A 15,489-nucleotide genomic window follows, 5' to 3' on the forward strand; every position below is an offset into this window, starting at 1 on the left:
TTCAACTAACGGGTGCTTTACTTCAAGAAGAGGTAAAGCCTTTTTCTTATTGAACTAACGCAGCAGTTTAGTTGAACAAGAGAAGGTGAGTTTTTATATCGCATTTGATATTTGTACTAAAAAACGCTTATACATTATCGACTAATTAAAAGCCACCTCATTTCAATTTTAAATGAGATGGCTACTGTTTATATTTGATTAATGTATTCTATAGAATTATTGTGAATGAATAATATGGTCATTAACAAATGCTTTTATGAAAAATAATTCATTATCATTAGGGTCCCTTTTATTTTCTGCCTTAAAGGACACTATCGCATTTTCTAGTGAGGTGGACCTTGCAACTTGACTTGCTGTTGTTAACTCTTCCCAATATTTATTCATTTCATTTGAATCACAGATAGATTCATGACCAAGTAGGAACATTTCTGCATCATATTTTTGAATGTCTTTAATCATAGGCAATAACAATGATTGCTTGTAATGAAATAAAGAATTTGTAGTTGTACCATATGCACAATCACCTAAAAAAACAACTTTTTCATCTGGAATATAAATGATTGTAGAGTCATCCGTATGAGTACTTTTGATACTTTCGAGAATGCAAACTTTATTACCTAAATCAATAGTTAATGTATTTTCAAAGATTACATCTGGAGAATTTAACTTAAAACAGTCCCTGTTTGACATATCAGTTTGTATAATCTTCATACACATAGCACTCATTTGATTAGTGGTCACATAATTTTGTAGTGAACTATCGTCATAAGAAAGACTTTGCCATTCTTTTAATATTTCGTTTGTTTTACTATTAACAATTACAGTTGCATCAAATTCATTCATTCCTAGGAAATGATCCCAATGTGCATGGGTAATAACAACATATTTAACAGGTGGTACATTTAGCTTCTCGATTTCTAGTGAAAAATCCTTAGCATGCTGAGTAGAATTACCAGTATCTATTATTAGACTATATCGGTCACCACATACCAATCCTAATGTTGGTCGTTCTTTATCATCTTGATTAGATAAGTAATATATAGTATCACTTAATTTATTTAACATGTTATTTTTCCTCTTTTCTATATATTCATTCTATGAAAGAGAAAATCTACATGTTTATTCTAAAGTTATTAAAATAATTTAAAGATTTTCTCTTATTATTTTTTTACCATTGGACTGGTACCTCCTTGTTTCATTTAGGAAAAGTATAACATAATCCAAACTGCAAGTTAAGAAAATTCGGAATATTAACTGTATAGATTTCAGTTATTAATAGTTAGCAGTTCGAATATTATTTGTAATAAGAGAGTAGGAACTTGTTCAACTAAGAGTGCTTGTGCGGCCGGGCATAGGTCGCATCATATAGCTGGTGGAATTCCCGCCGAGAAAGAACTAGCCATTCACTTGTAGCGAGTCGTGGAGGGCTAATGGCAACATTCGCCTTTAATAGACAGTTAGGTGGCGGGCCGAAAGCCAATTGGTTGAAGGGATTGAGCTTCATAATGTTAGTAAATCGAGAGGTTTAATGCCTTAAACACAGCCCTTCTACTCGACCTATTAAATATTTGAATACAGAAAAAGTGCTTAGTTTTTCGTTTAACTAAGCACTTTTTTATGACAATTGATGTGCTGTTTTTCTTTAATTAGAGTGTTATTAAAAGAAAAATTGAGATGCATTTATATGCAAGAATAACATTTTATTTAAGAGTTTTTTTAGGTCCAAGCTCCATCTACGGGTAAACCTACACCATTAACTTGCTGCATCAGAAACTAAAAATATAATATCAAAGTTAACTTAATTTTTTCTACTTTCGTTAAAATGTCCAATTGCAGAATACTGAAAGTGCAAAAGAATGCCAAAAATGGCTCTTGTTTTTAAAATCCCCTGTTCCTTTAAGCGTGTTTCCTCATACTTTTTAAGTAAGCTTAAAGAATCCGAGTCATTAAAAATTCCTGTCTAACAAACTTCCCATTTGTTCCGAAATAACTTGTGTTGGTTCTGATAATCCATTCGTGAGCCACGCCTCTACAATCTCCACGATAGCTGCGCCAAAAAATCTCAGAACCAACTCCTTGCTCAATCCTTGGTTTTTCCCTTCACTTTCAACTAATTCCCCCTCTAATTCCTGGATGACAAACTCAAGGAAATGATTACGAAAAGCAGGGGCTCCTTTACTGGATAACATGGTGGAAAAGAAAGTGTAATGACGTTCAAAGTAATCAAACCAGATCAGATTCCCCTCCGCAAAACTCATTTCAGATGCCGATTCGCATATTTTTCTTAGCTCGTTGATGTGTTCTTTAATGAGCTTGTCCAGTAAATCATACTTATCCATGTAATGATCATAAATAGTTCTTCGGCCGACATTGGCCCGGTCGGAAATATCTTGCATTGTGATTTGATCAAGATTTTTTTCAGCCATCAGTTCTACAAACGCATTTTTGATTGCATACTGGGATTTTTTAACTCTTCTATCGATCTGAGCCATTCTAACCTTCACCAAACTTTCCTAAAGGTATCGCACAATTAAAATCTTGTTGTGCGGTAACGCGCAAAAAAGGCATTTTGATTGTTGTAGTCTTCCTCTTTTCATTTTATATTATATACAAATGTGCGGTAACACATCAATATGCGATTTGATGCAGCATCAAAATTAACTACCTTGGAAATAATAGAAGAGTTAATTAAATACAAAGGGGAGGTTTAATAATGGATCGTGTTGAAAAGAGCAAGGAAAAGTTCAACCAACTATTTGGTGCGAAAGTAACTGCCTCACATCCTACAGATCCTGATTTTCAGGACATTCTTAGTCATTTCATTTTTGGGGAAGTTTTTTTAAAAGGCAATCTGGATGACAAGCAGCGGGAGTTAATCACTCTTGCAGTCCTTACAACTAACCAGACGTTGCCACAGCTAAAAGCACATGTTGTTGCTGCGCTGAATGTTGGGCTAACACCGGTAGAAATAAAGGAAGCAGTTTATCAATGTACCCCTTATATCGGGTTTCCAAAAACGTTGAATGCCATCAATGAAGTCAATGAGGTATTCACAGCGAAGAATATCGCTTTGCCAATTGAAAGTCAAAAGACGATAGATGAAGATAATCGATTTCAAAAAGGTCTAGACATTCAAGTCGAGATTTTTGGAGATATTATTAAGAAAATGCATGAGAGTGCCCCGTCCAATCAAAAGCATATTCAGGATTATCTTTCTACTTTTTGCTTCGGAGATTTCTATACCCGTAGCGGACTCGATTTGAAAACACGGGAGTTACTGACAATTTGTATAATCAGTGCTTTAGGAGGCACTGAAAGTCAAATCAAGGCACATGTGCAAGGTAACAAAAATGTGGGCAATGACAAGGAAACGTTAATCACCGCCATCACCCACTGCCTTCCCTATATGGGCTTTCCGAGAACACTGAACGCATTAGCTTGCGTGAATGAAATCATTCCTGAAAATTAAGAAAGTAGAATAGAGAAATGGGAAAACAAAATATATCATTTCAAAGGAGAGAAAAGCATGTTTAATGAAACTTACAAATTACCTAATGGTATAGAAATTCCAAAATTAGGCCTTGGTACATGGCTACTTGACGATGCACAGACAGCGCAGGCAGTGCGTGATGCGGTATCTTTCGGATACCGTCATATTGATACTGCACAGGCTTATATGAATGAAGCTGGTGTAGGCGAAGGAATCCGTTCCAGCAGTGTTGCAAGAGAAGAACTTTTCATTACGACAAAAGTTGCTGCAGAAGCAAAGACCTATGATGCAGTTACGTTGTCCATTGATGAGTCTCTAGCAAAGATGGGACTGGAATACATTGACCTTCTAATTATCCACAGCCCACAACCTTGGACAGAGTTCCGTGAGGACAACCGTTACTTCGAGGAAAACAAAGTAGTGTGGAAAGCTATGGAGGATGCTTATAAGACAGGCAAGGTAAAGGCAATCGGTCTTTCTAACTTCCTTCAGGACGATGTAGAGAATCTTCTTGCAAACTGTGAGATCAAGCCTATGGTCAATCAGGTATTGGCACATGTGAGCAATACTCCTTTTGAACTAATTGAATTCTGCCAGAAGAATGACGTCCTGGTAGAGGCATATTCACCAATTGCACATGGTGCAGTGATAGATAATGCAGAGGTTAAGATAATAGCTGATAAATACGGAGTGTCTGTTGCTCAGCTTTGCCTACGTTATGATATACAGCTTGGTCTTGTAGTAATTCCTAAGACGTCAAATCCGGATCACATGAGAAACAATGTAGAGCTTGATTTTGTTATCAGGGAAGCAGATATGGAGACTTTGAAGAATGTAGAGCCCATCCGGAATTATGGTGAGCATAGCTTCTTCCCGGTATTTGGTGGGAAGCTAGAATAAACAAGTCGTGATAATGACTAAATTGCTCTTGCAATTTCATTTGCCATCGAGCAACCATCAGATGTTGGCAACAATGAAATGATTATTCGTCCGACTATTCAAGTTGGTTAAACAAAATTTATTATTGGAGGAATTCAAATGGCAAAACATGAAGGAGTAAAAAATGGAGTAATTTTCCCGATTGGTGAAAAAAATGAAGCATATGCACAATATTTTGTGGGACAAAGTTATCTTAAATCTTTAATCGCTGATCCTAAAGTGAGTGTCGGAGTTGGAAATGTAACCTTTGAACCGGGATGCCGAAACAACTGGCACATCCATCGTGATGGATTTCAACTTCTATTGGTAACGGGTGGCGAAGGCTGGTACCAAGAAGAAGGTAAACCGGCTCAGTTCTTAAAAGCAGGTGATGTTATTGTTACGCATAATGGAGTAAAACACTGGCATGGCGCCGCAAAAGACAGTTGGTTTGAACATATTGCAATCACTGCCGGTACCCCGGAATGGTTAGAACCTGTTTCAGAAGAAGTGTATGAGAATACAACAAAATAATTGGCAAAACAAGTATATTCAAAGATGCAAATGGAGAGTAAAAGGCCAACTTTATCAACTGTGGCATTTGGAGAAAACAAGCGGAAAATACAGCGAACTATTTGAAAAAGGGTAACTTAGCAGGTGTTGAAGGTCGTATACAAGCAGGCAGTTATGAAGGGCAAGACGGCAAACCTATCTACACGAAGGACGTTCTTGCAGATTGCGTTCAATTCATTTAACCGAAGAATGGACAGGCTACACCTATTTGGATGACTAATAATGTATACTGTCGCCATTTGGCCAATGCCTTAACCGCTTTAAAATTTTATATGTGAAAAAACCGCTAAACCTTATTATATCAAGGCTTAACGGTATTAACTGTCTGATGGTCCCGACTGGTCTCGAACCAGCGACCCCCACCTTGTCGAGGTGGTGCTCTCCCAACTGAGCTACAAGACCGATTTAATGAACACATAAACTCCTAGTAAATCCCCGTTCATAGATATAAATATACTATAAAGTGGGGCGCTAGTATATACCTATAAGTAATACTTTGGCAGATAACTCATAAAAAAGGAGAAGCATAGGGAATCCTAGTCGCATCTTTTGAACTTGAGTGGAGTTAGAAGGTCAAAAATATGAAAAATTGTTATCTATTAGTTAACCATGAACTATAAATAAAAAATAATAACCTTGATTGGCTAAGTGCTTTTCAAGGTTATTTTATAGTATCTAAAAAAGTCGAAAATGGAGTCAAAGTAATTCATTAAAATTGTATGTCATCTCATAAATTTTTTCTTTTATAAAATTTATCTCTCACATGCAATGCCGTCTTTATCTCGATCACTTTTTATGTTAGCATCATAAATCTCTTTTGAGACAAATGGAGTATATTTTGTTTTTCCACCTTTATTTTTGATGTTCGCAGCTTTAGCTACTCCGCCCTTGTATGTTTTGTTTAATTCTGTGCAGTTATTGAATGTCTTTGCTGCAGCATCTGTCGTTGTTGGTGAAATTGTAGATACACTCAATAGTAATGTTGTGGAAAGTAAAATTGCTGAAATCCTTCTCATAGTAATCCCCCTATATAATATAATTTACGAAGTCTTGCTTAATATTGTGTTCCTCTATGTGGTTCTATTCTCTACCAATCTAGTAGGTAAACCAGAAAATACAATGTTACCAAGATTTTAACATAATTCAGGTAAAATGATATATAGCATTATTTCAACACATATATTTTTCTGTCATAAATTCCTCACAACTATCTTAGTACTGGCACTTGCCTGTATCTGCTTCATTCTAATAAGATGGAGAGATAGAGGAGGTGCTACAATTATGTTAGCAGAGGCACAAGAATTTATTCGTCTTTTTTATAATGAAACCGGTAAATCGGAACAAGCAATGCTCATGCGATTTCAAGTGGTAGAGAATCAGATTAATACAAAAGGCACCTACGAACATACAACCGAGGAGCTAGAATTTGGTGCCAAGGTGGCATGGCGTAATAGCAATAAATGCATCGGACGCTTGTTTTGGCAAAGCCTTACTGTTTTCGATAAACGAGATTTACATACTGAGGACGCTATATTTGAAGCGCTCCTTGCGCATATGCAGTTTGCGACAAATGAAGGTCGGATTAGACCTACAATTACAATATTTTCACAAAAAGATGTACGGATTTGGAATCATCAGCTAATCCGATATGCAGGCTATGAGACGGAAGATTGGATTATTGGGGATTCCGATTCTATTGATTTGACTAAAAGATGTGAGGAGCTTGGATGGAAAGGGAAGCGAACCAATTTTGATGTGCTTCCGCTCGTCATTCAAGTAAAGGATCATCCTCCGAAATTATTCGATATTCCTGAGCAATATATTTTAGAAGTGCCGATTCGTCACCCCGAATATGATTGGTTTGAGGATCTACAATTAAAATGGTATGCAGTACCAATGATCTCTAACATGAGGTTAGAAATTGGAGGAATCACTTACGCTGCTGCTCCGTTTAATGGATGGTATATGGGCACGGAAATTGGTGCACGTAATTTGGCGGATGACTATCGCTACAATATGTTACCTTCAGTTGCAAGACTTATGGGATTAAATACAAAATCTAATGCTTCTCTTTGGAAGGACCGAGCACTAGTGGAGCTAAATGCAGCTGTATTGTATTCCTTCAAAAAAGCAGGTGTCAGTATTGTAGATCATCACACTGCAGCGCAGCAATTTAAAAAGTTTGAAGAAATCGAGAAGGATGCAGGTCGTGACGTCACAGGTAATTGGACATGGCTTATTCCTCCAATGTCACCTGCTACCACGCATATTTTTCATAAGCCGTATAATAATGAAAAAGTAACCCCCAACTATTCCTATCAGCCATCACCGTATTAAAAAAGAAGCATGATTTCATGCTTCTTTTTTACGAGTCTTCAATTCTTATTATCCTTCCTCCGAAACATATCGATCTCTTCCAGCATGCATTCCAGCAAAGAATAGAAGAACAACCGTAACCATAAATAATATCATTGGTGTATGCCAACTACCTGTTTCATCGTGGATAAATCCAAAGAATACGGGACCAACTGCTGCAAGTAAATAACCAAATGACTGAGCAACACCCGATAAATCAGCCGCTTCCATTGGAGTGCGAGATCGAAGAGAGAAGAACATCATCACAAGACCAAAAGATGCCCCTCCACCTAAACCAAGTGCAATCATCCAAAGTAGTGTAAGTGAAATATCTCCATACAATAATCCAATGAAACCTATTAGATAGAATATCGTAAATAACAAAACAAGTATTCGTTGATCCTTAAGTCGACCTGCAAGAATTGGGATAAGGAAAGTCATTGGAAGCTGCGCAAATTGCATGAAAGACAACATCCAACCGGATTTTTCTGCATCCATTCCTTGGGTTTGCAGTATTTCAGGAATCCATGCGGCAGTTGTATAAAAAATCAGAGACTGTAGACCCATACATAAAGTGATGGTCCAAGTTAAAGGCGATTTTAAAATAGACTTAGCTTTCCCTACATTAGTGATAGGGGTTGCGATAATAATTTGTTTTTGCTTGATCTGAGGAAACCAAATGATACATGCGAGTATCGCAAGAATTGCCCAAAAACCGAGTGCGCCTTGCCAACCATATGCAGTCCCATCTGCTATTGGATAGCTGATGCCTGCGCCAATACCAGCTGAAAGGTTCATCGACACGGTAAATATTCCAGTCATTAATCCAAGCTGTAAAGGGAATTTCAGTTTCATAAAGCTTGGGAGTAAAACATTACCAAAAGCAATAGTAACACCTATTAAAGCAGTACCTAATAATAAGAAGGATGATGTTCCAATCGAGCGAATAACAATCCCGACTGCCAATAGTAGAATTGCCAGAAATAGTGTCATTTCCATACCGTAACGTCGTGCAACCTTTGGGACAAAAGGGGAGACAATCGCAAATGCTAAAAGTGGAATCGTTGTTATAAATCCAGCTAATACATTTGAAATGTCCAATCCATCTCGTATATACGAAATAATTGGTCCTACTGCGGTAAGCGGTGCTCGTAGTGTGGTGGATATGAAAATAATTCCAATGATTAATAAAGCAATTGATTTTTTATTTGTTTCTTTATTAGTTAACAAATGAATTCTCTCCTTACGAGATTATGTAGTCCAACTTTAGAAAATGCTACACTCTTTGTCATCGAAGTTCAATAGAAAGACGCGAGAAAGATCTTTCTATAAATAAAAATAATGGAATATTTAGAGTATTGGTATGATAAAATGGATATGTAAATATTTACAATTGGAGAATGATTTATACATAGGGGGATTCGAATGACTGCAAAGAAAGTCTTATCATTAGTGGGTGTATCTAAAAGCTTTGGAAATAAACAAGTGCTGAATGGTGTCAACCTAGATATATATGAAGGTCAAATTATAGGCTATATTGGACCAAATGGAGCTGGAAAAAGTACAACCGTAAAGTTGATGCTTGGTCTAATAGATGGCTATACGGGGCTTAAAGAAATCTTTGGGGAAAATATTCTCAAAGGTGATTATTCCTATAAAAAGAGAATAGGCTATGTACCTGAGACGGCGGAGCTATATGAAAACCTAACCGCCTTCGAATATCTTTCCTTCACAGGGGAGCTTTACGGATTAAGTAGTGAAGAAGCAGAGAAAAAGGCATTCGGATTGATGAAAGAATTTGGTTTAGAAGCAGTATTTCACCAACGAATTTCCTCTTTTTCAAAAGGGATGAAGCAGAAAGTATTAATCATTTCAAGTTTGTTACATGATCCGGATTTATTGTTTTTCGATGAACCGCTTAGTGGTCTAGATGCAAACAGCGTGATGGTTATAAAAGAAATACTCGCAAAGCTTGCAGAACAAGGTAAAACTATTTTTTATTCTTCACATATTATGGATGTTGTAGAGAAAATCAGTAACCGAATTGTATTATTAGTAGGTGGTCAAGTAGTGGCAGATGGAACTTTTGAAGAACTGAAAATGCAAAACCAGGAAGGATCATTAGAAGACATTTTCAATCAGTTGACTGGTTTTACCGAGCATTCCGAAATTGCGGAGAGATTTGTGAACTTAGTTCGTGGAGGCAGCCGCTATGAATGATTTTGCATCACTTAGAGTTTTAGATCGTTTTAGACCTGTTTTTCAAAAGTTGAATATAGACTATGACGTGATGCGTTTGATTTTACAGCTAAAGCTGACGATGGATAGCAGAAGGATGCCAGCAATCTTTAGTGGTTCAAATGTAAAAAAGGAAGGAAATCAGTTTCTAAAATCCTTATGGATGTACGGGTTATTTGGAATTCTCTTTTTAGTTCCATTTCTATTTTTAGGTAATGAGTTTCTTTTCTCTCTAACTATCATGTTTAGCTCGTTGTTTATCATTTTAATGACATCGATGGTTTCTGATTTTTCCGCTGTTTTACTCGATATAAGAGATAAGAATATACTTCACCCAAAACCTATTAGTGGAAAGACTTTAAATGCAGCGAAGATTACTCATATTATGATTTATATGATTCTTTTAACTGGTTCGTTTGTAATCATTCCTGTCATTGTAAGCATATTTAAATTTGGTATTATATTTGCACTCTTATTTTTCGTAGAAATAATATTGATAAGTAGTTTGGCTGTAGTGTTGACCGCCTTTGTTTATTTGTTCATCCTTCGCTTCTTTAGTGGAGAAATGCTAAAGGATATTATTAACTATGTGCAAATTTTCTTGGCGATTGGAATGGCGCTAAGTTACCAATTTGTAGGTCGAGTGTTTCAGATAGTTAATATTGAAATTACGTATACCTTTGATTGGTGGCATACGTTACTGCCACCTTTTTGGTTTGCAGCACCTTTTGAATTGATCTTAAATAGAGATTATTCCATGCATATTATTTTACTATCCTTGCTCGCTATTTTAGCGCCAATTATTGCGATCGCTATATATATCCGTCTTATGCCGGCTTTTGAGCGAAATCTATCAAAATTACAAAGTGATACAAATAGAACGAAGAAGAGAAACCGTATACTACAGGGAGTTTGGGCAAGAATTTTATGTAGAAGTAAAGAAGAGCGTACCTTTTACAAGTTTGCTTCCCTTATGTTAAAAGAAGAAAGAGAATTAAAGCTTAAAATATTTCCCATACTTGGTTTTTCGATTATTTTTCCTTTTATCTTTTTATTCAATACGTTAACGACAAGTTCCTTTGAGCAAATGAAAAGTGGAAGTTCTTATATGGTCATTTATTTTGCGCTAATTATGATTCCATCCGTTGTTCAAATGTTAGAGTACTCTGGTAACTATAAAGGACAATGGATATTCTACGCAGCTCCTATTAAAAATAAATCGATTGTATATAGCGCAACTCTAAAGGCAAGCATTGTGAATTATTTTATACCTATTTTAACTATGCTAGGTGCCATATTTCTATGGATATTTTCTTTCCGAATTTTTTTGGATCTAGTCGTCGTTCTACTAGCTGCTATTTTGTTAACACTAGTGTCCTATGTAATTTTTAATAAGGGGAAGTTCCCTTTTATTAGCTCACATGAGCATACACAAGCTAATGCCTTCATTAAAGTTTTCGGTAGTATGTTAATGGTGGGAATAATGGCTGCGATTCATGCAGTGGTTTTAATCATTCCGAATGGTTTGCCGGTATATGCTATCTTACTGTTAATAAGTAATTTTATAAGTTGGAAGTTAATGTTCTCGAGGGGATGAAGAGGAGAGGATTAGGTGGTTATTCAAACAAAAGAAGATATTCAAGCTTTAATACAAGAAGATAAATGGATGATGGATATACTAAAAGCAGTTCAGCAGTTAGACCTTCCAGATTGGTGGATTTGTGCTGGATTTGTCCGCTCCAAGATATGGGATACATTGCATGGATATAAAGAAAGGACTCCATTAGCGGATATTGATGTTATTTATTTTGATCCTGACAATAAGGAGGAGTCGGAGGAGAAAAAGTGGGAGGATCAGCTACAGAGCTTGCTACCTAATATACCGTGGTCTGTAAAAAATCAGGCTAGAATGCATAAGATAAATAATCTGCCTTCTTATATATCTTCCATGGATGGAATAGCCAATTTTCCAGAAACGGTGACTGCTATAGGAGCGAAATTAGATGAACAGAATGAAATTGTGCTTGTAGCTCCATATGGCTTAGCTGACATCCTGCAAATGACAGTAAATCCAGTTCCTCATTTTGCAACTAATAAAGATCTTTTTACAATTTATGAGCAACGAATTCAGAAAAAAAACTGGCAGTATAACTGGCCAAATGTAAGAATAGTTAGCCGCAAGAAGTGATAAAAAACGCATAAGATATTATTTTTCCCCCTTAAGTCTACACAACATTTGTAACTAGATGAACCTATTGGGCAATGGGCGCATATGATGTTATGACTTGAATACAAGGAGGAAAAAAATGAAACACATGCGCCATATTGTGACGAAAGCTGTTGTTGCTAAAGGTAAAAAGAGAACGGAATCCTGTGAGGTGCTTCGTCCACCAAATACACCATCGAGTATTTTAGGATGTTGGGTTATTAATCACACATGTTCGTCAAAAAAACACGGTAAATATGTTGAAGTGACTGGTAAATTTGATATAAACGTTTGGTATGCACATCATGATCATTCCAAAACGTCCGTATTTACTGAAACGATTAATTATAAAGATCGTATCAAACTACATTACCGCGATAAAGACACCACTGGGGAAGAAGTTCATGTACGTGTACTGCAGCAACCAAATTGTACAGAGGCAATTATTATTTCGGGAGGTACACAGTTCCAAGTAACAGTAGAAAGAGAGATACTTGTTGAGGTTGTAGGTGAAACAACGATATGCATTCAAGTACAAGATGCAGAATTTGAAGAAGAATGGGCATATGGAGAAGAAAGTTCTTCTAGTTCGTCATCTAGTTCTTCAAGTCCTTCTGGTTCCTCGAAGGAAGCAGATGATTCTTCATCACTTTAACAAGCCGGCTATTACTGCCGGCTTTTTTTTTTTTGCAAAAAAAATTCCAATAAGAAATATAGATTGATTAAGTAGTCAAAAAAAATGGTGTTTTTGTTTATGAATTTAAAATATAACAAATGGATATCTATCGTTACAAAGGAAAACCTAATAAATGATTAAAAACGAAAGGAGTGTTCGCTATGAAGGACCGTAAGCAACCACATGAGCAATTCACGATGAAAGATAATGAATTGACTTCGATGCAAGAAGTTATATATCCAAAAGAATTCAAACGTGCCGACAAAGAAACATTTAAGAAAAACGAAATTAAAAAGTAAACGTAAAAATGAACCCTGAATTAGGTTACTTATTCAGGGTTCAATTTATTAGCACTAAACCCATAGATCCTTCCACTTTTCTTATTAAGGTCATCTGTCTCTTTTTTTAATGTTTTTTTGGTATAATCATTATATTAGTAAAGAAGAGAGAAGGATTTAAATGACTACACAAACTCCAATGATGCAACAATACTTAAAGATAAAAAAAGACTACATAGATGCGTTTTTGTTTTTTCGTTTAGGTGATTTTTATGAATTATTTCATGATGATGCTATTAAAGCTGCTGCGATATTAGAAATTACGCTCACTAGTAGGAAGGACAATATTCCAATGTGCGGCGTACCTCATCATTCTGCCCAAGGATATATCGAAACACTGATTAGCAAAGGCTTTAAAGTAGCTATTTGTGAGCAGGTGGAAGATCCAAAATATGCGAAAGGTGTAGTTAAAAGAGAGGTTGTTCGTCTTGTTACACCTGGAACTATAATAGAAGGAAAAGGTATGCAAACGAAGTCTAATTATTTTATTGCTTCCGCTGATTTGCTTGCCACAGATGAAGTGGTTTTTGCTTATTTAGATGTATCGACAGGTGATGGTTTTACGACTATTCTTACTGGTGATGAAAAAGAGGTCGTACAGGAATTACTAGCGATCCAAGCAAAAGAGTTAATTGTCAGTGAACAAATGTATGTATTGATCAATGATTTATCTGCCATTCATGATTTTACGGTTTCGATTGAAAAAGAAGAGTTATCAGATGAAGAGATTCATAAATATGTTCCGAACCATCCCGATCAAACGCATCAAACGGTGAAACGACTACTACAATACATTCAAAAAACACAGAAACAATCTTTATTACATATTCAGCCATTCACTTTTCAACGGAGAGAATCTTTTTTAGCAATGGATTATCATTCCAAACGAAATTTAGAGCTAATTTCATCCATCCGAAGTGGTGACCAAAAAGGGACGTTATTATGGCTATTGGATGAAACAGTAACTGCGATGGGTGGACGCAAGTTAAAGCAATGGATTCATCAGCCACTTGCAAACAAACAATCGATTGAAACACGCCAAGAAATAGTAACGAGTTTTCTTAATGACTTTATGCTCCGTGAAGAAATTAAAGAGGCCTTCAAAGAGGTATACGACCTAGAACGTCTTGTGGGTAGAATTGGATTTGGTAGTGCTGGAGGGAGAGACCTTGCTCAGTTAAGACAATCCCTTTCGAAGATTCCTATTATTAAACAGCTGCTCGTTGAATCAGATGATCAAGTGCTGCAAAAACTTGGGGCTGCATTAGAGGATTGTGAAGATATTTGGAGAAAGTTACAAGAAGCAATAAGTGAGAACCCACCAATTTCCGTTAAAGATGGTGGAGTGATTAACAACGGGTTCCACGAAAGACTGGACCAACTTCGTGATGCCTCCGTTAACGGTAAAAAATGGATTGCAGAACTTGAACAAAGGGAAAGAGAAATTACAGGTTCTAAAAACTTGAAAATAGGATATAACCGGATCTTTGGCTACTATATCGAGCTAACGAAATCGAATATTCATCTAGCAGATGAGTCTAGATATGTACGTAAACAAACGCTTGCGAATGCAGAACGATATATTACGGATGAACTTAAAGAAAAAGAATCCCTTATTTTATCTGCAGAAGATGAAAGCCTAGTTCTGGAATATGAATTATTTACGCAAGTTAGAGAAGAAATTAAAGCATATATTCCGCTCGTTCAAAAATTAGCGAAACAAATTAGTGAGTTGGATGTTTTTATCTCATTTGCTCAAGTAGCAGAGAACCACCGTTTAACGAAACCTGTTTTCCATGAGTCCAATGCAATGATTATTAAAGAGGGAAGACATCCAGTTGTTGAAAAGATGATGAACAATCAGCTATATGTACCTAATGACTGTGTACTTACGGAAGATATTAATATGCTCTTGATCACCGGGCCTAATATGTCAGGTAAAAGTACTTTTATGCGACAAATAGCGATTACGACAGTGATGGCTCAAATTGGCTGCTATGTACCTGCTGAATCTGCGAAGCTACCAATTGTCGATAAAATATTTACTCGCATTGGAGCAGCAGATGATTTGGCAGGTGGGCAAAGTACATTCATGATTGAAATGATGGAATCACAGAATGCCATTATGAATGCGACAAATAAGAGCTTGCTTTTGTTTGATGAGATTGGGCGTGGTACTTCCACCTATGATGGCATGAGCTTAGCTCAGGCGATGATGGAATATATTCATGAAAATATAGGGGCAAATACGCTATTCTCTACTCATTATCATGAGCTGACAGATTTAGAGGAATCGCTACCGAAGCTTCGAAACGTACATGTGTCAGCGACTGAAAAAGATGGAAAGGTTGTCTTTTTGCACAAGCTCAAAGATGGTCCGGCTGATAAGAGTTATGGAATCCATGTAGCAGAGCTAGCTCAGCTGCCTGAACAAATTATTACGAGAGCACGTGAAATTTTAGAGACCTTCGAACATCAAAAGGAAAAGGAAGAAAATGCTATTAAGGTAAGCGAAACACAATTATCGTTCTTTGATGAACAACCAAAAGTACGCAAAGAACCAATTGTGGTCCAAGAAAATAAATCAACAGATAAAATAATGAAGAAATTGAAGAAAGTCAATATCTCAGGCACAACTCCTTTAGAAGCATTACAACTATTGTACGAGCTACAAAACGAGCTAGAATAACCAAAA

The 15,489-nt window shown here is 36.4% G+C and carries 14 protein-coding genes, 1 tRNA gene and 1 pseudogene; 11 read left to right on the plus strand and 5 right to left on the minus strand.

Annotated elements, in window-relative coordinates:
* Positions 1-216 precede the first annotated feature (216 nt).
* Positions 217-1,065 carry an MBL fold metallo-hydrolase gene (locus ACN6MX_RS06510; protein WP_419961829.1) on the minus strand — a complete coding sequence of 283 codons (849 nt, stop codon included), beginning with the start codon at positions 1,063-1,065 and terminating at the stop codon, positions 217-219.
* An 881-nt stretch (positions 1,066-1,946) separates the two neighbouring features.
* Positions 1,947-2,492: a TetR/AcrR family transcriptional regulator gene (locus ACN6MX_RS06515; RefSeq protein ID WP_419961830.1), complete on the minus strand. Its 546-nt coding sequence runs from the start codon at positions 2,490-2,492 to the stop codon at positions 1,947-1,949.
* Between the two features lie 221 nt (positions 2,493-2,713).
* Between ACN6MX_RS06515 and ACN6MX_RS06520 the strand changes: the two genes are divergently transcribed.
* The 4 genes and pseudogenes from ACN6MX_RS06520 to ACN6MX_RS06535 form a co-directional block, all read left to right on the plus strand.
* Positions 2,714-3,469 (plus strand): carboxymuconolactone decarboxylase family protein, encoded by a 756-nt coding sequence (locus tag ACN6MX_RS06520; RefSeq protein ID WP_419961831.1) that lies wholly within the window; start codon positions 2,714-2,716, stop codon positions 3,467-3,469.
* 57 nt (positions 3,470-3,526) lie between these two features.
* Entirely contained in the window at positions 3,527-4,390 is an 864-nt protein-coding gene (locus tag ACN6MX_RS06525; protein WP_419961832.1) for an aldo/keto reductase, read from the plus strand.
* Between the two features lie 138 nt (positions 4,391-4,528).
* On the plus strand, positions 4,529-4,942 hold the full coding sequence (locus ACN6MX_RS06530) for a cupin domain-containing protein (RefSeq protein WP_419961833.1): 414 nt from the start codon (positions 4,529-4,531) through the stop codon (positions 4,940-4,942).
* Positions 4,943-4,983: 41 nt separating this feature from the next.
* Positions 4,984-5,160, plus strand: a pseudogene (locus tag ACN6MX_RS06535) (single-stranded DNA-binding protein); the annotation flags it as partial.
* Positions 5,161-5,310: 150 nt separating this feature from the next.
* On the opposite strand, the gene ACN6MX_RS06540 reads toward ACN6MX_RS06535, so the two are convergent.
* Positions 5,311-5,383 (minus strand) — tRNA-Val (locus ACN6MX_RS06540).
* A 350-nt stretch (positions 5,384-5,733) separates the two neighbouring features.
* Positions 5,734-5,997, minus strand: coding sequence for an excalibur calcium-binding domain-containing protein (locus ACN6MX_RS06545; RefSeq protein ID WP_419961834.1), 264 nt, complete (start codon positions 5,995-5,997; stop codon positions 5,734-5,736).
* A gap of 265 nt (positions 5,998-6,262) precedes the next feature.
* On the opposite strand from ACN6MX_RS06545, the gene ACN6MX_RS06550 reads away from it, so the two are divergent.
* Positions 6,263-7,318, plus strand: a complete 1,056-nt coding sequence (locus ACN6MX_RS06550) for a nitric oxide synthase oxygenase (protein ID WP_419961835.1) — start codon at positions 6,263-6,265, stop codon at positions 7,316-7,318.
* 48 nt (positions 7,319-7,366) lie between these two features.
* On the opposite strand, the gene ACN6MX_RS06555 is transcribed toward ACN6MX_RS06550, so the two are convergent.
* Positions 7,367-8,566, minus strand: a complete 1,200-nt coding sequence (locus tag ACN6MX_RS06555; protein WP_419961836.1) for a CynX/NimT family MFS transporter — start codon at positions 8,564-8,566, stop codon at positions 7,367-7,369.
* A 195-nt stretch (positions 8,567-8,761) separates the two neighbouring features.
* Here ACN6MX_RS06555 and ACN6MX_RS06560 point away from each other — a divergent pair, with 195 nt between their 5' ends.
* From ACN6MX_RS06560 to mutS, 6 genes are all read left to right on the plus strand, one after another.
* A complete protein-coding gene (locus tag ACN6MX_RS06560) occupies positions 8,762-9,556 on the plus strand; it encodes an ABC transporter ATP-binding protein (RefSeq protein WP_419961837.1) in 795 nt (264 codons plus the stop codon).
* The gene (locus ACN6MX_RS06565; RefSeq protein ID WP_419961838.1) at positions 9,549-11,171 is read left to right on the plus strand and encodes a hypothetical protein; all 1,623 of its coding nucleotides are present in this window, start codon (positions 9,549-9,551) and stop codon (positions 11,169-11,171) included. The genes ACN6MX_RS06560 and ACN6MX_RS06565 overlap by 8 nt, the downstream gene beginning before the upstream one ends.
* Positions 11,172-11,186: 15 nt before the next feature.
* On the plus strand, positions 11,187-11,762 hold the full coding sequence (locus ACN6MX_RS06570; protein WP_419961839.1) for a nucleotidyltransferase family protein: 576 nt from the start codon (positions 11,187-11,189) through the stop codon (positions 11,760-11,762).
* Positions 11,763-11,880: 118 nt separating this feature from the next.
* A complete protein-coding gene (cotE, locus tag ACN6MX_RS06575) occupies positions 11,881-12,435 on the plus strand; it encodes an outer spore coat protein CotE (protein WP_419961840.1) in 555 nt (184 codons plus the stop codon).
* Between the two features lie 182 nt (positions 12,436-12,617).
* Positions 12,618-12,755 carry a YfhE family protein gene (locus tag ACN6MX_RS06580; RefSeq protein WP_419961841.1) on the plus strand — a complete coding sequence of 46 codons (138 nt, stop codon included), beginning with the start codon at positions 12,618-12,620 and terminating at the stop codon, positions 12,753-12,755.
* 160 nt (positions 12,756-12,915) lie between these two features.
* Positions 12,916-15,483: a DNA mismatch repair protein MutS gene (gene mutS, locus ACN6MX_RS06585; protein ID WP_419961842.1), complete on the plus strand. Its 2,568-nt coding sequence runs from the start codon at positions 12,916-12,918 to the stop codon at positions 15,481-15,483.
* The last annotated feature ends 6 nt before the right edge of the window (positions 15,484-15,489 follow it).

It is taken from the genome of Psychrobacillus sp. BM2, assembly GCF_048572895.1.
Classification (GTDB): Bacteria; Bacillota; Bacilli; order Bacillales_A; family Planococcaceae; genus Psychrobacillus.